The following is a 17,396-nucleotide window of genomic DNA, read 5'->3' as shown; positions in this document are numbered from 1 at the left end:
TGAGGAAAAATAAAATTAACACCGGTTGCGGAAAGGGCAGCCGGTGTTAATTTTTGTAGGGCATGATAATCTGCCGTTTGGCAGACACTAAACTTGAAGCGGTATGAAAGGAGTTGTGAAGAATGGCCAAACGGTATCCCGGTTTTCACAAATATGTCGGCTTGAACGGCTGTTACCGCGTCGAATACGATGGCGATGTGCCGGTAGTCGAGGTGTACCTGCGCAGTGTGCCGTCCTTCGAGGCCGACTGCGACGACGGCGAACTCATTCTACCCGACCCGACCAACCGCAGTTATCCTGATATTGTCTTTGTGCTGGACGAAGACGAAGATTACTGGACGGTCGTCGCCATGGAAGTGCCGTCCTTCGGGATGGACGGTGTAAGTGAGTTTTTGACGGCCCTGTTGGCGCAGGACATCGACTTCACCCAGCCGGACGAACTGCTGACTGCCCTGCAACAGCTATTAGAAGAGCGGGACGCCGTATGGGGCGAGCTGCCGGTGGACATGGAGACGCGGTACGATGCGGCCAAACTGACGGATCGGTGGCTGCGTTACCATCCGGGAATATAACGAAAAGCCGGGGCCTATGTCCCGGCTTTGGTACGCCTGGCTATTTTGGGGCTTGCTTGAGGCTGAGGGCAATGCGGCCGCGCGCCTCATCGACGCTGAGGACTATGCATTCGACGATGTCGCCGACGGCGACGATGTCAAGGGGATGGCGAAAGGGCTTATGACTAAGTTCGGAGCGGTGAATGAGACCGTTGGTCTTGAGGCCGATGTCGACAAAAACACCGAAGTCGGTGACATTATGTACCGTACCTTTAACCAGGGTACCGGGGGCAATGTCCGAGAGTTTGACAATATTTTTGCGCGTCAGCGGCGGTGGCAGTTCCTCGCGCGGGTCGCGGCCCGGCTTGGCCAGGGCGGCAAGGATGTCCCGCACGGTTGGTTCGCCGGCGCCAAGGTCGGCGGCTAACCGGCCGGCATCGGCTTTGGCCAGCTGGCTCTGCAAGGCGCGCAGCCGCTGGCGGTCGGTCAGGTCGGCCACAGAAAAGCCCAATTTCGCCAAGACCGCTTCGGCGATAGGATAAGACTCGGGATGTACCGGCGTATTGTCCAAGGGGTTGACGCCGCCCTTGATTCGCAAAAAGCCGGCGCATTGGGTGAAGGCCGCCGGTCCGAGACGGGGGACTTTCCGGAGCTGATCCCGGCTGCGGAAGGGTCCGTTGGCGTCGCGAAAAGCAACAATGTTTTTGGCCACGCTCGCATTGATGCCGGCAACATACTGCAGCAGGGCGGGCGAAGCAGTGTTAAGCTCGACGCCCACATGGTTGACACAAGACTCGACAACGGCGGTGAGGGCGCTGGCCAGTTCTTTTTGGTTGACATCATGCTGGTACTGGCCGACGCCGATTGATTTGGGATCGATCTTGACCAGTTCGGCCAGCGGATCTTGCACGCGGCGGGCGATAGATACGGCGCCGCGCAATGAAACATCAAGATCAGGCAATTCGTCCTTGGCCAGTTTTGACGCCGAATACACCGAGGCGCCGGCTTCGTTGACAATGAGGTAATGAAGATTCAATTGGTGGTCGTTGATGAGACGGGCGACGAATTCCTCGGTTTCATAGGACGCGGTACCGTTGCCGATGGCAATGAGGGTGACGCCGTAGTTGGCGATTGTAGCCAGCGCCTCTTTCGCTGCCCGTTCCCGCTGAGCGTCGCTGTGCGTTAGATATAAGGTGCCGGTGGCGAGCACCGTGCCGGTGGGGCTGACCACCGCCATTTTGCAACCGGTGCGGTAGCCCGGGTCAAGCCCCATGACGGTGTGGCCGGCCAGGGGCGGTTGTAGCAGGAGTTGGCGGAGGTTGAGGGCAAAGACGCGAATGGCCTGTTTTTCGGCGTTTTCGGTTAGCAGCGCGCGGATTTCCCGTTCCAGGGCGGGAAACAAGAGTCGCTTGTAACCGTCGGTAATGGCGGCGCGGAGGTGGTCGGCGAAGAGCGACGGCCTGGTGACCACTTCATTGGTAATGCGCGCGATGTTTGCCTCATGGGGGGCAACCAGGTCGACTTTCAAAATATCCTTTGCTTCGCCGCGGTTTACGGCTAAAATACGGTGGGACGGCATGCGTTTGACCGGTTCGCGGTATTCCTTATAGTTCAGGAACTCCTTACCGGCTGCTTCATCAACCGCCAGGGAGGTGACGATTTCCGCCTTGTCCCATAGCTCTTTGCGCAAGAAGGCCCGGAAGTCGGCCCGTTCGCTTATCCATTCGGCGATGATGTCCATGGCGCCGGCCAGCGCGGCGTCGGCGTCCGGTACGTCCTTGGCCGGGTCGACATAATTAGCGGCTACGGCGAGCGGATCACCGTCCGTCATTTCCTGGGCCAACATAATTTCCGCGAGCGGTTCGAGGCCGCGCTCGCGCGCAATCTGGGCGCGGGTGCGTTTTTTCGGGCGGAAGGGGAGGTACAGGTCTTCCACTTCCTGCAGCTTGGTGGCGGCGGTGATGGCAGCGGCCAGCTCAGGGGTCAGTTTGCCCTGCTCGGCAATGCTGGCCATCACCTCTTCCTGACGCTTTACCAGGTTGCGCAGGTACTGCATCCGGTCCATAACCGTCCGAATTTGTTCTTCGTTAAGTTCGCCGGTTGCTTCTTTGCGGTAGCGGGCGATAAAGGGAACGGTATTGCCATCGTCTAATAATTTTATGGCGGCTTCTACTTGCTGCGGTCTCACGCCCAGTTCACGGGCGATGAAAGCGGGAATTTCGGCAAGTTGCATTGTTTCACCAACTTTTTTGTTTTTTACACGCCCCTATTATACCACAAAGATATTAATGCCAGTAAATTGGACTATTCCGGATAGTGGTATGCGGTATGAAGTATGAGGTATGAGGTATGAGGTATGAGGTAAGTGGAAAGTTATGGAATAATGTTGATTTCCATTGTTCGTGGCGTTAATTTATTGACATGAAAATCTTTACGGTTGCCGCTTTTCGGGGCGGGGTGTTTCACGGGGGTGAAAGCGGGGGATTGGCAATGTCATTATCAGCGGATTATATGCGCCAGAGGATCCTAAAGCTTGTTTGGCCGGTGGTCATGGAAGGGTTTGGCGTCATGCTGGTCGGTGTCGTCACAACGGCCATGGTCGGACAGTTCGGCGCCGTTAGCCTGTCTGCCGTGGGGTTGTCGACGATGGTTCAGGCGGCTTCGTCCATCATTTTCGCCGCAGCCGGTACTGGCGCAGCGGCCATCGTCGCCCGTGAGGCAGGGGCCGGCAACTGGGAAGCGGTACGGAGCGTGGCCGGCCAGGGGGTACTCCTCGGCCTGGTCTTGGGTACGGCTCTGGGAGTTATCGGTTTTGTAGCGGCGCCGTATCTTTTTCTGGTGACGAGCGCCGACGCGTCTGTTGCGCACTTGGCCGGGGAACTATTGCGCATCACCTTTGTTACCACGCCGCTGTTTTTGGCCATGGCCGTGGCCAATAACGTCTTGCGGGCCATTGGCCTGACGCGGCTGACTTTTTATCTGACGGCGATAAATAATGTGCTGGCAATCCTCCTCGGCTATGGACTGATTTTCGGTGTAGCCGGCCAGCCGTTGGGCGCGTATGGCGCGGCGTGGACAGCCTGCCTCACCCAGGCGTCAGGCGGCCTTTTGGCGATAGGGGCGCTCGCGGCCGTGCGGCAAATCGGCCTGCGGTGGCGCCATGTGTTCATCATCAGGCGCGACTATATAGCCCGGATCGTGGCCATCAGCCTGCCGGCCGGACTGGAGCAGCTGGCCATGCAGGGCGGCCGGATTGCCTTTACGTTTATGCTTGCCGGCGTGGGAGCAACCCAATTTGCCGCCCACCAGATCGCCCTACAGGTGGAGTCCATTTCGTTTATGCCAGGGTTTGGCTTTTCGGTTGCTGCCATGGCCTTGGTGGGCCAGCACCTCGGACGCGGTTTGCCGCACCGGGCGGTCCAGTATGCCGCGCTGACCAACCGCATCGCGGCGCTGAGTATGACCATGATGGGCGTAATGTTTTTCTTTTTTGCCCGGCCGCTTACGGCCCTCTTTGTGAACGACCCGGAGGTAATTTATTGGGGCGCACAGTGTGTGATGATCGCCGCCTTTGAGCAGCCCACCATCGCCATCACCTATACCCTGGGCGGGGCGATGCGCGGCGCCGGCGATACCCGCTGGCCGATGTATGTGACAACTACCGGCGTGTGGTTGGTACGCCTGCCGCTGATTTATCTGTTCATCGTCTTATGGCAGTATGATGTGACCGCTGCCTGGGTGATAACAGCCCTCGACTTTTTAGTGCGCAGCCTTATCCTGTGGCGGCGGTTTACCAGCACGAAATGGCAATAAATGCAATTTTCTGTGCATATATTGGCGGCGTTAGCAATATATAACAGTAGTATATTTTTGCGGGGGTGACGCGAGTGGAAGCATTGTTGGCCAAGGTTACCGGCGTATTTTTGGTTGCCAAACCGTTTTTGGCGGCGGTTGTCCTCATCGCCTTGTTGGTGGGCATCGGCGACCGGGGTAGTAAATCGGCTCTCAGACGCAGCAGCCCCTGTCTGGCCGCGTTCTGCATTTTCACCTTTGCCCTTGGCTCCGGCATGACGGCCTGGTTTTTAGTGCTGAAACCGCTCTTTGCCCTTTACGGCGCTCCGTTTGCCTTAAGCTATTCGCTTATTCTGATGTACTGGTCGTTCTGGCTGCTGGTGGGCGTGCTGGTGGCGGCAAAAAAACTGGTCTACGACGCGGCGCGGCGCGAGCATTTCTCCTGAAACAAAGCACCTCCGGCAGGAGGTGCTTTGTGATGTGCGCCCGGCATGGTGGTGATTGTAGGTCTTTCGCCGAAAATCAGCAAGGCGTATAACAAAGCACTGACTGGGTCAATGTAAGACAGAATGCTGGCATGTTGTACTTTGACGCTTTTCAGGCCGGTAAAATAGAGGCCGAGGGCCAGGGCGGAGTGGACAAGCCCCATGAGTAGCATAGCTGCGAGGGACGAATTTTACGTGCTTAATTCGGTTTGGTGGCGGACTCATCCTGCCGGGTTAGGGATTTACTTCCGATTTTCCAGAGCTTGATGCTTGCCGCGGGTAACCGATACGGTGTATGCTCTGAAGGGGAGGTGCAAGCATGACAGAGATCCTTTTGGTGGAAATGATAGAACGCATGGGCGTTGCCGTGACAATGGCCCTCATTTTGGCCCAGACCGCGACTTTTCGTCGTCTGGTGCAGCGGCGGGTAACCGGTCGGGACCGGCTATTATTGACCCTGTTCTTTGGGTTAATTGGTATTCTCGGTACTTACGCCGGCATTCCGGTCAATGATGCGCTGGCCAATTCCCGAGTGGTCGGCGTCATGGCCGCCGGCCTCATTGGCGGGCCGAAGATGGGAGTAGCTGTCGGCCTGATCGCCGGCGGTCATCGCTATTTGCTCGGCGGGTTTACGGCCGGCGCCTGTGCCTTGGCTAATATCTGCGAAGGGATCCTTGCCGGCTATATTCACCGGCGCTGGCTAACCCGGCCTGTTCCCTGGTGGTTGGCGCTGGCAGCCGGCATGGTCGGGGAAACGCTGCAAATGATGATTATTTTGCTCGTGGCCCGGCCCTTTTCCGCCGCGCTGGCGCTGGTGCAGGAAATTGCCCTGCCGATGATTGTCGTAAACTCCATTGGGTTGGCTATCTTCATGCAGATAATGAAAATGGCGAGGGACGCCCAGCGGAAGGTGGGAGCCGAGCAGTCGCACAAAGCGCTGGAAATTGCGACGAAAACCTTGCCGTTTTTGCGGCGCGGGCTTACTGCCGATTCGGCTGAGGCAACGGCCCGGATTATTTTTGCCGCCGCCGGCTATGATGCGGTGGCAATCACCGATACCGAACGGGTACTGGCTTTCGTGGGCGTCGAGGCTGCCCATCATGCTGTGCCCGGAGCGGGACTGACACGGGCCACCCGCCATGTATTGGCCACCGGCCGCATTTGGGTTGCCCGCAACCGCCAGGAAATTGGCTGCCGCTGCGGCGACTGCCGGCTGGCCAGTGCCGTCGTGGTGCCGCTGGTGCGGGCCGGCTTGGTCGTGGGAACGCTAAAGCTCTATTATACCCGGGCCAATGCGGTCGGGGACGCCGATATTGTTTTCGCCGAGGGAATAGCCCATCTCTTTTCGACGCAGCTGGAACTGGCCGAAATCGACCAACAGGCCAAGCTGGCGGCCAGAGCCAAACTAAAAGCGCTGCATGCGCAGATAAATCCCCATTTTCTGTTTAATACCCTCAACACTATTACCTCTTTGATCCGCACCAATCCTGACCTTGCCCGGGAACTACTGCTGAAGCTGAGTACCATTTTCCGCCATACCCTCCACAAAACAGGACGCAATATCACAATCGCCGAGGAATTAACCCAAGTTCGGGCGTACCTGGCCATTGAGCAGGCCCGCCACGGGCATAAACTTAAGGTCGTGGAGGACATTGCGCCCCATCTGGTAAACTGCCTCATTCCTTCCCTTACCATTCAGCCTTTGGTTGAAAACGCCATTAAACACGGCCTGGGGCCGAAGGCGGAAGGCGGCTGCGTCTGGCTTACCGTGCGGGAGGGACCCGAGGCGGCGTTAGAAATCGTTATTGCCGACGACGGTGTCGGGATGGACCTAACCTGTCGCCATCCGCTGCGGCAGCCGGGTAATGAAGCCATTGGGCTGATCAACGTTCACGAACGGCTGCGGGGACAGTTTGGTCCGTCTTACGGCCTGACCCTGGAAAGCAGGCCGGGGGGCGGCACCGTTGTCACCATGCGGGTGCCCAGGGGGCTCGAGGAGGTGAATGACTGTGCTTGAAGCGCTAATTGTGGACGATGAATTGCCGGCCCGCGATGAACTTAAGTTTTTACTCTCCCGCCAGGCGGGGATTGTTGTTACTGCCGAAGCCGACAGCGGGCCGGCCGCCCTGGTGCTGGCCGCCGAGCACCAGCCCGATGTGGTCTTTCTCGATGTAGAAATGCGCGGCATGAGCGGCGTGGAAACGGCGCTCACGCTGCGGGCGGTAGTGCCGGACGCGCTGATCGTTTTTGCCACCGCCTATGACGATTATGCGGTAAAGGCCTTTGAGATTGGCGCCGTCGACTACCTCCTCAAGCCGTTTGAAGAGGAACGGGTAGCGGCCGCGGTAGAACGCCTGCAGAAATACCGTGCTGATGAGTGGGCGGCAGCGACGCAGCGGGTTGACCAAGCACTGGCGGCTATACGTGCCCACATCCAAAAGCTGGCGGTGGAGCGAAACGGCAAAATCGTTATGATCGATTACCGCGATATTTTGTATGCCTTCATGCAGGCGGGGGCAGTCACGGTGGTCACCGGCGAAGGAAAGGCCGTCTACCCAGGGACGCTTTCGGACTTGCAGGAACGGCTGCAAGCGACCAGTTTGGTGCGGGTGCACAAGAGTTATATTGTTAACCTGGACAAGGTAGTGGAGGTTATTCCCTGGTTTAAAGGCACCTACTGGCTGCGGGTGGGTGGTCCGGACGGCGCGGAAATTCCTGTCAGCAAAGGCCAAATAAAAGAGATTAAGGAAATACTGGGGCTGAAATAGCCCCGGTTTTTTTATGCGTCATCCTGGCCGCGTTTCTGTTTGGCGAAAGATATTTCCGGTCAAACCCGAATTTCTTCCGTTCACGTGATTTAGCTGTCGTAGTGGCCGTAACTTTTGGTATTATGCTAATTGTCGAAATTTGTTACACCATACAAAGGAGGAGAAACATGAACGGTATTGCGCTTGTCATTATTGCCGCTCTCATTCTAACTTTGGCGTACCGCTTTTATGGCGCCTTCATGGCGGCTAAAGTGCTGGCCCTTGACCCAGGTCGAGCTACGCCGGCTGTTCGTCATAACGACGGCCGCGATTATGTGCCGACCAACAAATGGGTAACGTTTGGCCATCACTTTGCGGCAATTGCCGGGGCCGGTCCCCTGGTCGGCCCGGTGCTGGCCGCCCAGTTCGGCTATCTGCCGGGTACGCTGTGGCTGCTGATCGGCGCCGTTGTCGCCGGCGCGGTCCACGATATGGTCATTCTCTTTGCTTCCATCCGCCACGACGGATTGTCGGTGGCCGAGATCGCCAAGAAGGAAATCAGTAAGGCCTCCGGCCTGGCCACCAGTATTGCCGTACTGTTTATTTTGATTATAACTATGGCCGGCCTGGGCATCGCCGTGGTGAACGCCCTTTACGACAGCTCCTGGGGCACCTTCACGGTGGCCGCCACCATTCCCATCGCCATTTTTGTCGGCCTCTACCTCCGCTACATCCGCCCCGGCCATATTGGCGAAGGCCCGCTGATTGGCGTTACGCTGGTCCTCATTGCCGTGTTTGTCGGACCGTGGGTCCAGCAATCGGCGCTGGCGTCGTACTTTACCTTCAGCCGCGGCCAGCTGTCGGTCATGATGGCGGTTTACGGTTTTGTCGCCGCCGCTTTGCCGGTATGGCTGCTGCTGGCGCCGCGCGACTACCTCAGCACCTATATGAAAATTGGCACCATCCTGGCGTTAGCCGTTGGCATTATCATTGTCCGTCCCGAAATTCATATGCCGGCCCTGACTCCGTTCATTAACGGCGGCGGACCGATTATCCCCGGCCCCGTATGGCCCTTTATGTTTATCACCATTGCCTGCGGCGCCATCTCGGGCTTCCACTCGCTGATCAGCACCGGCACCACCCCGAAAATGCTGGCCAATGAAGCGGAAATCCGCGCCGTCGGTTTTGGCGGCATGCTGGTCGAATCCTTTGTCGCGCTCATGGCGCTGATTGCGGCTACCAGCCTCTATCCCGCCGACTACTTCGCCATTAATACCGCCCCGGCCGTGTTTGCCAAACTGGGCATGCAGGTGAACGAACTGCCGATGTTGTCCGAACTGGTAGGCGAAAATGTCGCCGGCCGTCCGGGCGGCGCCGTATCCCTGGCAGTGGGCATGGCGCACATTTTTGCGCAAATTCCCGGCATGAACAGCCTCCTATCCTTCTGGTACCATTTTGCCATTATGTTTGAAGCGCTCTTCATTCTGACGACCATTGACGCCGGCACACGCGTCGGCCGCTATCTCATCCAGGAACTTGGCGGCATGGTCTATAAGCCGCTGAAAAACGTCAACTGGGTTCCCGGTATTATTTTTAGCAGCGCCGCTATCTCGTTCGCTTGGGGTTATCTCTTGTACGGCGGTTCCATCTCCACCATTTGGCCGCTATTTGGTGTGGCAAACCAGCTGCTCGCCACAATGTCCCTGGCTATCGGTACTACGGTACTGTTTAGGATGGGTAAGGGCCGCTACGCTTGGACAACGATTATTCCCATGTCGTTCCTGGGCGCAACCACCGTGGCTGCCGGTTACCTCAACATTACGACCAACTATCTGCCGAAGAACAACTACCTTCTGGCCGGCGCTAGCGCCGTTATGATTATACTGGTTATCTTTGTCATTGGTGATGCAGTGCGCACTTGGCTGCGCATTGCCGCCGGCGAGCGCGCGGCTGTTTCCGCGACCGAAAGTGTCGGCAAATAAGTTGAAAGCCGCCTGGTTTGCTCCAGGCGGTTTTCCTATAATTGGCAGGAAAAGCGTTGCTCCGGCCCGGCATATTACCCGGTATTGCCGTACATGCTATTTTTGGCAGGAAAGGGGGGATCTTGATGTTGACGCAAAAAGAACTGTTGCAGCTCGAAGACTCGCTTGCCATGCATCAAACCTGTGTTAAGACGCTTAATCATTTCGCCAATGAGCTACAGGACAGCCAAGCCAGGCAAATGCTCCAGCAAATGGCGCAAAAACACCAGCAGCATGTGCAAATGCTCAGCAAACACCTGAACGCGGGCCAAACATTACAGTAAGAGGTGATAACAGTGGCACAAATGGGACAAGGTCAAGGCGCCATGTCCGGCCAGGGCATGCAAATCTCCGACAAAGACCTGCTGCAGGTCTGCCTGAACGAGACGAAGCATCTGGCGTCGTCGACCAACACGTATATTTCCGAAGCAGTAAACGAGCAACTGCGCCGCGATTACATGACGATTCTCGGCGAATTGTACAGCCAGGAGCAGCAACTGTTTAATTACATGCAACAAAAAGGATTCTATAATGTCAAAAACGCCAGTCCTCAGGACATTGCACAAGCTAAAAACAAGTTTTCCGGCCAAAATCAGCAAATGATGTAACCGCCTAAAGTCTCGTGGCAGTTCCACGAGACTTTAATTTGCACAACTTTACCTTGACAATTTTTCACAGAACAAGGTAAAATAAAAATAACATTATAGGATAATCATTGTTATTTTAGTTTGATTATTTTTTTTGAAATGGGTGTGTTTATGGGCGTTTGTGTAACAACTTTGCTGCGGGAAAAGGGCTTTAAAGTGACGCCGCAGCGGCTGGCGATTTACAATGTTTTGGCCGCAAGCAAGGCGCATCCTAGTGCCGAGATGATTTTCCACCAGTTGCAGCCTATTTATCCAACAATGAGTTTGGCGACAGTGTATAAGACCATTGAAATCCTCAAGGAGCTTGGGCTAATCCAGGTGTTAAACGCCGGTGAAGACAGCTTCCGCTACGATGCCGACACTTCCAACCATCCGCACATCTGCTGCCGGCGGTGCGGCCGGGTGGATGACCTGCACGGCGTCGACAGCACTGAATTTGTTGAGAAGGTAGTAAAGACCACGCCCTACCGGATTACAGGCCAACAGTTTTATTTTTATGGCGTGTGCCCTGAGTGCGCGGCTAAAGAATAGGAGGTGGACTTTAATGGCAGTCTGGAAATGCACGGTGTGCGGTGCTACCAAGGAAGGCCGTTGCCGTCCCGGCAAATGTCCCGAGTGCGGCGCTCCGAAAGACAAGTTTGAAAAACAGGAATAATACATAGCCCCGGTTTGCGAGCGTGCAGGCCGGGGTTTTCGTTTTTTGCCGGTTTCACCAGGATTTTTGCCCGGCCTTGGCGAATTCAATTTCCGGGGACGGTAATTGAAACCATATGGTTTTCGGCTGTTCACTGAAATAAGTCAATTTTTAAAACAAGTCAAGCCTGACCCGCCAGGCTTGCCGAAAGGAGGGTCTTGCATTAACTTAGCGTCCTACATTGATCACACCCTGCTCAAGCCGGAAGCGACGGTAGACGACATCCTCCGCCTGTGTGCTGAAGCGGCCGAGCATAATTTTGCGGCGGTCTGCGTCAACCCTTGTTATGTGAGCCTGGCGGCGCACCGCTTGGCCGGTAGCGGCGTAAAAGTGGCGACTGTGGTCGGCTTTCCGCTCGGGGCGACGCTTACGGCGGTCAAAGCTGTTGAAACCCAGGCGGCGGTGGAGCATAAAGCCGATGAAATTGACATGGTTATGAATATTGGCGCGGCTAAAGCCGGTCAATGGACGGCGGTGGCCGACGATATCCGGACGGTCGTCCGTGCCGCCGAAGGACGGGTTGTGAAGGTCATTATTGAGGCGGCTCTACTCACCGATGAGGAGAAGGAGCGAGCCTGTCTGGCCATCCTGGAAGCGGGCGCGCAATTTGTCAAGACGTCCACCGGTTTTGGACCAGGCGGGGCGACCGAAGCGGATGTCCGGTTGCTGGCCAGGGTAGCAGGCGGTAAGCTTGGCATCAAGGCCGCGGGCGGCATCCGGACGCGCGAGCAGGCGCTCCCGTTGATTGCGGCCGGTGCAACCCGCATCGGCACCAGCGCCGGCGTTAACTTAGTCAAGTAGTTTACATAAAATACCAATAGGCGAGGGGCCTGTGGTTATGGTATAATGGGACTCCATGAGGACCGGGAGAGGAGGGGTACCCATGCGTACCATTTTATTTCACGATAAGGTGACAGCCCTCATCGCTCTCGGCCTGGTGGTAGCGCTGCTGGCCCTCGTTCCGGCGCAGCTCCCCCGCATGTGGCTATATCCGCTGGCGCGCCAGTTAGCTGCGGCCAAAATCGCTTACCAGACGCGCGACATGGCCGTTTATGAGACGCCGCACTTTATTATCAAATATACTGCGGCTGACGCCGATACGGTAGCGATGCTTGCTACCGCCGCCGAAGCCGCTTACGGACCTGTCACCCAGGCCCTCAGGTATGAGCCGGCCGAAAAAACCCTGCTGCTGGTTTATCCTGACCGCCAGCAGCTTAACCAGGCGTTTGGCTGGTCCGGCGACCAAAGCGCCATGGGAGTATATTGGGGAGGCGTTATCCGGATTTTATCGCCCCATGTATGGCTGAAAGCCGGCGAGTCCACTAAGGAGTTCATCCATAAGGGGCCGATGGTCCATGAATTCACGCACTTGGTCTTTGACCATATGACGAGCGGTAACTATACCCGCTGGTTTACCGAAGGGCTAGCCCAGTATATGGAATATCGCGCAAACGGTTATGAGTGGCTTACACCGCGCAACAAGCTGACCGGTAAGCTTTATACGATGGCCGAACTGGACGAGAACTTCGACAACCTGCCCGAACAATCGCTCGCTTACCGCGAAGCGCTGGCCGCGGTCCGTTATATTGCCGAAGTGCATGGCGAGGACAAACTGATGGCGATTATTGCCGACCTGCAAAAGGGGCGCAGTACCGAGGCCGCCATCACCGGCGCCCTGGGCATGGATTACCAGGCGTTTGAGCAAGCCTGGCAGCGGTGGGCTGTCACCAATATGAAAAATTATGACGAAAAATAAAAAGCCGTTTACACGCGAGCAGGTGTAGACGGCTTTTGGTTTTAGGAGCCAATACGATGGAAGCATTGCGTTCATTTATGGAAAGTGCCGGTACGCAATTGAATGATTTCCTGCGGTCGTGCTACAATATCCCTAATGTAGCTATTGCGAAAGGAGAAAGGTATGTCGATTTTTCACGCCTGCGACATTCGCGGCATTGTCGGAAAAGACCTGACCGATTATATGGCCCGCCGCATTGCCCTGGCGGTGGGAGTAAAACTAACCGGCCAAACGGTGGTGGTTGGCGGCGATATCCGCCTGTCGACGCCGGCATTGCAGCGCATCGTACTGGATGCACTGGCCGAATCGGGGTGCCGTGTTCTTGATATTGGCACTGTCGCGACGCCGGTCTTCTATTACGCGCTAAAAGTTACCGGCGCTGCCGGCGGGGTGATGATTACCGCTTCCCATAACCCTGCTCCCTACAATGGCTTTAAACTGGTATTCGGACATGCGCCGGTGACTGAGGCGGATATTGCGGAAATCGCGGCAATGGTCGCCGCTGATGAGCGTACTGCCGGTGATGGCGCCATTGTTGCCCGGCCGGTGGTGGACGAATATGTGCAGTATACCGCCGGCCTGGCTAAGCCGGGCCATTTGCGCGTCGTTATCGACGCCGGCAATGGCGCCACGGCGCCCATTGCCCCCCGCTTGTTCCGCGCTCTTGGTTATGACGTCATTGAAATGTATTGCCGGCCCGACGGCGCCTTTCCGCACCGCCCCCCTAATCCGGCGCTGGCGGAAAACCTGGCGGCTTTAGGGGCACGGGTAAGGGAGACGGGCGCCGACCTGGGCATTGCTTTCGACGGCGACGGTGACCGGGTAGGCTTTGTCGATGAAACCGGGCAGGCCGTCGACAATGACGACATTCTCGTCCTGCTGGCCCGCCATTATCTCCGCCGGGAAAAAGGCACCGTCATCTACGATGCCAAATGCTCAATGGTCGTGCCAGAGGAAATTGCCAAAGCCGGCGGTCGGGCCGTTATGGCGCGGGCGGGCCACACCTTCAGTAAGGCCGCCTTCCTCCGCGAAAAAGCGCTGTTTGCCGGTGAGATCAGTGGCCACTTCTTTTTCCGGGAACTTGGCTATGACGACGGCATGTATGCCGGGTTAAAGATGTGTGAAATAGTTGCCGAGTCTGGTCCGCTCGGGACACTCGTCAACACAATTCCCAATTACATACTGACCCCTGACATCCGCGTACCCTATCCCGGACAGGACAAAGAAGCAATCCTCGCCGGTGTTGCCGCGCGTCTTGCCGCATACCGGCCTAATCTTATTGACGGCGTGCGCATCGAGTTTTCCGACGGCTGGGGCATGATTCGCGCCTCGGTTACCGAACCGCTCTTTACCCTGCGGTTTGAGGCCAAAACCCCGGAGAGGCTGCGGGAAATTATCACCCTGCTGCTTGACGCGCTCCCGGACTATTTACGCGCCGCGGTCAGGGACAAAATGGCAGAAATATAGAAAGGGATTTACAGGCTCCAGGTCGAAGTATTATCCGTTAATTTTACCAAAGGAGCCTGTTCATGCAAGTCCACGTTCTGGCCAGCGGGAGCACTGGCAACGCTTTGTTCTTTGATTTCGATACTACCAAAATTCTTGTCGATGCCGGCATCAGCGCCCGGCGCATCCAGCAGGCCCTCCGCGCGATTGGTACGTCGCTTGAGAAAGTGGATGCCGTCCTGGTGACCCATGAACATCGCGACCATGTGAGCGGCCTGCCGACACTGACGCGGCGCTATGGTTTGCCGGTATATACCCGCCCGGGGACATGGGAAAACATGTACTGCCGGGAACTAATTCCAAGCGCGTGTCGCTACGATCTCGGGGACAGTCTCGAGATCGGCAGCGTCAAAATTGAGGCTTTCAGCATTTCCCACGATGCCGCCGACCCGGTAGGGTTCAATTTCTTTTATCGCAACCGCAAGTATAGTGTCGCCACCGACCTGGGCTTTGTCACTGACAGTGTTAAAAAAGCCATTGCTTGCTCAGACGTGCTTGTCCTGGAGTCCAACCATGACGTGGACATGCTGAAAAATGGCTCTTATCCTTGGCCGCTCAAGCGGCGGATTATGAGCAACCGGGGCCATCTTTCCAATACCGACGCAGGCTGGGCGCTAGCCCGCCTGCCCAGGAAAAACAAGACGGAAGTTTTCCTGGCGCACCTAAGCCAGGAAAACAACCGCCCAGACCTGGCCAAGACGACGGTCAGCACTATTTTGGCCGACCAGGGCTGCTGCCTTGACAGTGAAATCACCCTGCGGCTGACCTATCCTGACCGCGCGGCTAGTCTGGTCGAAGAACTGTAAGGGAGGAATGGTTATGACGAAACGACTCGTGCCATTTCTTATCGTCGCGCTGATTGGTATTCTGATTGGCGGCGGTCTGGTATTAAGCTACGGCGGTAAATTTTTGGCCAAACCCACGCCCCAGGTGCCCTTGCCCAGTCTGCAGCCGCCTGCTGCCCAGGCGCAGCTTTCCGACGCGCGCAACACGCCTATCGTTCGCGCCGCCCAGGCCGTTGGTCCGGCGGTTGTCGGCATTACCAACAAAGCTTATGCCCGCGACTTTTTCAACCGCCGGGTCTTGATCGAGCAGGGGACCGGTTCGGGGGTTATCTTTGATAGTAACGGCTATATTGCCACCAACTACCATGTAGTGCAGAATGCTCAGGAAATCGTCGTTTCGCTGGCCGATGGTCGCACCTTTAGCGGCCGGGTGCTGGGCGTTGATCCGGCTACCGACCTGGCCGTGGTCAAGGTGGACGCGACCGGCCTACCGGCGGCCGTACTCGGCGACTCTGATGCCCTCATGGTAGGCGAACCGGCCATTGCCATCGGTAATCCGCTGGGGCTGGAATTCAAGGGCAGCGTGACGGCCGGCGTCATCAGCGCGCTTAATCGCTCCATTGAAATCGGGGAACGCAAATTTAAGCTTATTCAGACCGATGCAGCCATCAATCCCGGCAATTCCGGCGGGGCGCTGGTCAATGCCGACGGCATGGTCATCGGCATCAACAGCGCCAAGATTTCCGTCCCCGGGGTCGAAGGCATCGGTTTTGCCATTCCCATCAACACCGCCCGCCCCATTCTCCAGTCGATCATTGACAAGGGCCGCGTTATCCGTGCTTACCTTGGCGTAGGGGTACTGGACAAAAACTCGGCGGCCCGTTATGGCTATGAACTTACCATCGACAAAGGCGTCTATGTAGCCCGGGTTGAACGCTCCGGCCCAGCAGGCAAGGCCGGTATCCGTGAAGGTGATGTCATTCTGAAAGTTGCCGGCGCCGAAGTTAACAGTGTGGCAGACTTGCGCGCCGTACTGGATAACCAGGCAGTCGGCTCCCGCGTCGATGTGGTTATCCTCCGCGGCGACCAGACCCGCACCATTAGCGTACTGCTCGAGGAAATGCCGGCTGATAGTTAATAACTATGAAAATCACGATTGTTGCCGTAGGCAAGATTAAAGAGAAATACCTTACCGCCGGCATCGCCGAATATACCAAACGGCTTGGCCCTTACTGCCGCCTGGAAATCATCGAAGTGGACGAGGAACGCATGCCGGCCGACCCTTCGGCCGCGGCGAAGGAAAAGGTGTTGGCCCGTGAGGGTGAACGGCTGCTTAAGCACGTCCGTGGCGGCAGCTACTTAATCGTCCTCGACGTCCGGGGTAAGGCCCTTTCCTCGGAAGAACTGGCGGAAAAAATCGACGCTCTGGCCCTGACGGGCCAGAGCGATGTTACCTTTGTCATCGGCGGCGCGTTCGGTTTGTCGCCGGCTGTTTTGGCGGCGGCGAATGAACGGCTGAGCTTTTCCCGGATGACGTTTACCCATCAGATGATCCGGCTGCTTTTAGTCGAGCAGCTTTATCGGGCGTTTAAGATTAGCCGGGGCGAACCGTATCACTGGTAAGGGCGAAAAATGGCCTCAACCTTTGCGTAATGCAGGGGTTGAGGCCTTGTTTTTTGTCCGGCAAGCTATTGAGTTAATAGGCTGAAGAAGCTCCGTCGCGGAAACGTTATTACTGGGATAAACCGGACGCGCCAGCCATCGGCAATTGCCGCTACTCCTATAGAGGTGGCAATATAGGCAGGGCAGGGGGTCAGGCTTGACTTGTTTGGTTTATTGACTTATTTGCTGTAAAACACTTTGCCGTTATACCTTTTACGGAGAGAACTACCAGCACTTAAGCCGTATCGGATCCAAACAGCGCAGTTTTTTATGAAGAATACGTGTAGATGAGAGTACTTTAAGGTGGATAGGCATCTCGGATGATGATATGAGTATGGCCGCAGGAAGGATAAGAAAACCGTGTCAAGAGTCTGTGAAAATGTCACCTAAATTGGTCTATGAAAATGTCACACTTGTTGTATTTTGTAATCAACCCAGGTCTGGATTTTAGACTTTCTTCTGGCCGCGGTCAAGGATAAAAGCTACGCTCGCCTGTTAGGCGTCCTTGACCGCGGCCATCGAAAGTCAATGTTAAGGTTGAAGGGTTGATAAATACTCCTTTTTAACCCAGTACTTCCGTTTTCGTGCGGTCTGGCGTATAATTACTTCCGGTGTTTGGTATTCGGAAGCCCTTACGCCAAGGGTGATCCGGGGCAGGCCGCCGTGGTGTAGGAGGCGGACCTGCTTTTTCTTTTGGCTGCGGTTTTGTCC

Annotated in this window: 18 protein-coding genes; 16 read left to right on the top strand and 2 right to left on the bottom strand. The window is 56.4% G+C overall.

Annotated elements, in window-relative coordinates:
* Positions 1–122 precede the first annotated feature (122 nt).
* Positions 123–572, top strand: coding sequence for a hypothetical protein (locus BLQ99_RS11280; RefSeq protein ID WP_093691045.1), 450 nt, complete (start codon positions 123–125; stop codon positions 570–572).
* Between the two features lie 40 nt (positions 573–612).
* Here the strand turns inward: BLQ99_RS11280 and BLQ99_RS11275 are convergent, their stop codons facing one another.
* Positions 613–2,784, bottom strand: coding sequence for a Tex family protein (locus BLQ99_RS11275; RefSeq protein WP_093691043.1), 2,172 nt, complete (start codon positions 2,782–2,784; stop codon positions 613–615).
* 257 nt (positions 2,785–3,041) lie between these two features.
* Here BLQ99_RS11275 and BLQ99_RS11270 point away from each other — a divergent pair, with 257 nt between their 5' ends.
* Both BLQ99_RS11270 and BLQ99_RS11265 read left to right on the top strand, forming a co-directional pair.
* Positions 3,042–4,364 carry an MATE family efflux transporter gene (locus tag BLQ99_RS11270; protein ID WP_093691119.1) on the top strand — a complete coding sequence of 441 codons (1,323 nt, stop codon included), beginning with the start codon at positions 3,042–3,044 and terminating at the stop codon, positions 4,362–4,364.
* 74 nt (positions 4,365–4,438) lie between these two features.
* Entirely contained in the window at positions 4,439–4,789 is a 351-nt protein-coding gene (locus BLQ99_RS11265; protein ID WP_093691041.1) for a hypothetical protein, read from the top strand.
* Here the strand turns inward: BLQ99_RS11265 and BLQ99_RS15440 are convergent.
* Positions 4,756–5,001, bottom strand: a complete 246-nt coding sequence (locus BLQ99_RS15440) for a DMT family transporter (RefSeq protein WP_093691039.1) — start codon at positions 4,999–5,001, stop codon at positions 4,756–4,758. The genes BLQ99_RS11265 and BLQ99_RS15440 overlap by 34 nt on opposite strands.
* Positions 5,002–5,147: 146 nt before the next feature.
* On the opposite strand from BLQ99_RS15440, the gene BLQ99_RS11255 reads away from it, so the two are divergent.
* From BLQ99_RS11255 to rlmH, 13 genes are all read left to right on the top strand, one after another.
* On the top strand, positions 5,148–6,845 hold the full coding sequence (locus tag BLQ99_RS11255; RefSeq protein ID WP_093691037.1) for a sensor histidine kinase: 1,698 nt from the start codon (positions 5,148–5,150) through the stop codon (positions 6,843–6,845).
* The gene (locus tag BLQ99_RS11250; RefSeq protein WP_093691035.1) at positions 6,832–7,596 is read left to right on the top strand and encodes a LytR/AlgR family response regulator transcription factor; all 765 of its coding nucleotides are present in this window, start codon (positions 6,832–6,834) and stop codon (positions 7,594–7,596) included. The genes BLQ99_RS11255 and BLQ99_RS11250 overlap by 14 nt, the downstream gene beginning before the upstream one ends.
* A 167-nt stretch (positions 7,597–7,763) precedes the next feature.
* Entirely contained in the window at positions 7,764–9,557 is a 1,794-nt protein-coding gene (locus BLQ99_RS11245) for a carbon starvation CstA family protein (protein WP_093691033.1), read from the top strand.
* Between the two features lie 125 nt (positions 9,558–9,682).
* Positions 9,683–9,880 (top strand): DUF1657 domain-containing protein, encoded by a 198-nt coding sequence (locus tag BLQ99_RS11240; protein ID WP_093691031.1) that lies wholly within the window; start codon positions 9,683–9,685, stop codon positions 9,878–9,880.
* A gap of 21 nt (positions 9,881–9,901) precedes the next feature.
* Positions 9,902–10,204, top strand: coding sequence for a spore coat protein (locus BLQ99_RS11235; RefSeq protein ID WP_245690455.1), 303 nt, complete (start codon positions 9,902–9,904; stop codon positions 10,202–10,204).
* Between the two features lie 150 nt (positions 10,205–10,354).
* Positions 10,355–10,774: a transcriptional regulator PerR gene (perR, locus tag BLQ99_RS11230; RefSeq protein WP_093691116.1), complete on the top strand. Its 420-nt coding sequence runs from the start codon at positions 10,355–10,357 to the stop codon at positions 10,772–10,774.
* A 13-nt stretch (positions 10,775–10,787) separates the two neighbouring features.
* A complete protein-coding gene (locus BLQ99_RS15375) occupies positions 10,788–10,898 on the top strand; it encodes an RCKP-type rubredoxin-like domain-containing protein (protein ID WP_342721907.1) in 111 nt (36 codons plus the stop codon).
* A 201-nt stretch (positions 10,899–11,099) separates the two neighbouring features.
* Positions 11,100–11,738: a deoxyribose-phosphate aldolase gene (gene deoC, locus BLQ99_RS11225; RefSeq protein WP_216093665.1), complete on the top strand. Its 639-nt coding sequence runs from the start codon at positions 11,100–11,102 to the stop codon at positions 11,736–11,738.
* Between the two features lie 82 nt (positions 11,739–11,820).
* Positions 11,821–12,693: a peptidase MA family metallohydrolase gene (locus tag BLQ99_RS11220; protein WP_093691029.1), complete on the top strand. Its 873-nt coding sequence runs from the start codon at positions 11,821–11,823 to the stop codon at positions 12,691–12,693.
* Positions 12,694–12,855: 162 nt separating this feature from the next.
* Positions 12,856–14,199: a phosphomannomutase/phosphoglucomutase gene (locus BLQ99_RS11215; protein ID WP_093691027.1), complete on the top strand. Its 1,344-nt coding sequence runs from the start codon at positions 12,856–12,858 to the stop codon at positions 14,197–14,199.
* A gap of 62 nt (positions 14,200–14,261) precedes the next feature.
* Positions 14,262–15,044, top strand: coding sequence for an MBL fold metallo-hydrolase (locus BLQ99_RS11210; protein WP_093691025.1), 783 nt, complete (start codon positions 14,262–14,264; stop codon positions 15,042–15,044).
* Positions 15,045–15,057: 13 nt separating this feature from the next.
* Complete coding sequence (locus tag BLQ99_RS11205) at positions 15,058–16,161, top strand: S1C family serine protease (protein ID WP_093691023.1); 1,104 nt, start codon at positions 15,058–15,060, stop codon at positions 16,159–16,161.
* 5 nt (positions 16,162–16,166) lie between these two features.
* On the top strand, positions 16,167–16,646 hold the full coding sequence (gene rlmH, locus BLQ99_RS11200; RefSeq protein WP_093691021.1) for a 23S rRNA (pseudouridine(1915)-N(3))-methyltransferase RlmH: 480 nt from the start codon (positions 16,167–16,169) through the stop codon (positions 16,644–16,646).
* Positions 16,647–17,396: the final 750 nt, after the last annotated feature.

It is taken from the genome of Sporolituus thermophilus DSM 23256 (assembly GCF_900102435.1).
Lineage (GTDB): Bacteria > Bacillota > Negativicutes > Sporomusales > Thermosinaceae > Thermosinus > Thermosinus thermophilus.
This window is presented reverse-complemented; position numbering and strand designations above follow the sequence as displayed.

What these genes read in the sequence shown, in the direction of transcription:
- BLQ99_RS11280 (WP_093691045.1), top strand. Translation starts at nt 123, where the DNA reads ATGGCCAAACGGTATCCCGGTTTTCACAAATATGTCGGCTTGAACGGC.
- BLQ99_RS11275 (WP_093691043.1), bottom strand. Translation starts at nt 2,784, where the DNA reads ATGCAACTTGCCGAAATTCCCGCTTTCATCGCCCGTGAACTGGGCGTG.
- BLQ99_RS11270 (WP_093691119.1), top strand. Translation starts at nt 3,042, where the DNA reads ATGTCATTATCAGCGGATTATATGCGCCAGAGGATCCTAAAGCTTGTT.
- BLQ99_RS15440 (WP_093691039.1), bottom strand. Translation starts at nt 5,001, where the DNA reads ATGCTACTCATGGGGCTTGTCCACTCCGCCCTGGCCCTCGGCCTCTAT.
- BLQ99_RS11255 (WP_093691037.1), top strand. Translation starts at nt 5,148, where the DNA reads ATGACAGAGATCCTTTTGGTGGAAATGATAGAACGCATGGGCGTTGCC.
- BLQ99_RS11250 (WP_093691035.1), top strand. Translation starts at nt 6,832, where the DNA reads ATGACTGTGCTTGAAGCGCTAATTGTGGACGATGAATTGCCGGCCCGC.
- BLQ99_RS11245 (WP_093691033.1), top strand. Translation starts at nt 7,764, where the DNA reads ATGAACGGTATTGCGCTTGTCATTATTGCCGCTCTCATTCTAACTTTG.
- BLQ99_RS11240 (WP_093691031.1), top strand. Translation starts at nt 9,683, where the DNA reads ATGTTGACGCAAAAAGAACTGTTGCAGCTCGAAGACTCGCTTGCCATG.
- BLQ99_RS11235 (WP_245690455.1), top strand. Translation starts at nt 9,902, where the DNA reads ATGGGACAAGGTCAAGGCGCCATGTCCGGCCAGGGCATGCAAATCTCC.
- perR (WP_093691116.1), top strand. Translation starts at nt 10,355, where the DNA reads ATGGGCGTTTGTGTAACAACTTTGCTGCGGGAAAAGGGCTTTAAAGTG.
- BLQ99_RS15375 (WP_342721907.1), top strand. Translation starts at nt 10,788, where the DNA reads ATGGCAGTCTGGAAATGCACGGTGTGCGGTGCTACCAAGGAAGGCCGT.
- BLQ99_RS11220 (WP_093691029.1), top strand. Translation starts at nt 11,821, where the DNA reads ATGCGTACCATTTTATTTCACGATAAGGTGACAGCCCTCATCGCTCTC.
- BLQ99_RS11215 (WP_093691027.1), top strand. Translation starts at nt 12,856, where the DNA reads ATGTCGATTTTTCACGCCTGCGACATTCGCGGCATTGTCGGAAAAGAC.
- BLQ99_RS11210 (WP_093691025.1), top strand. Translation starts at nt 14,262, where the DNA reads ATGCAAGTCCACGTTCTGGCCAGCGGGAGCACTGGCAACGCTTTGTTC.
- BLQ99_RS11205 (WP_093691023.1), top strand. Translation starts at nt 15,058, where the DNA reads ATGACGAAACGACTCGTGCCATTTCTTATCGTCGCGCTGATTGGTATT.
- rlmH (WP_093691021.1), top strand. Translation starts at nt 16,167, where the DNA reads ATGAAAATCACGATTGTTGCCGTAGGCAAGATTAAAGAGAAATACCTT.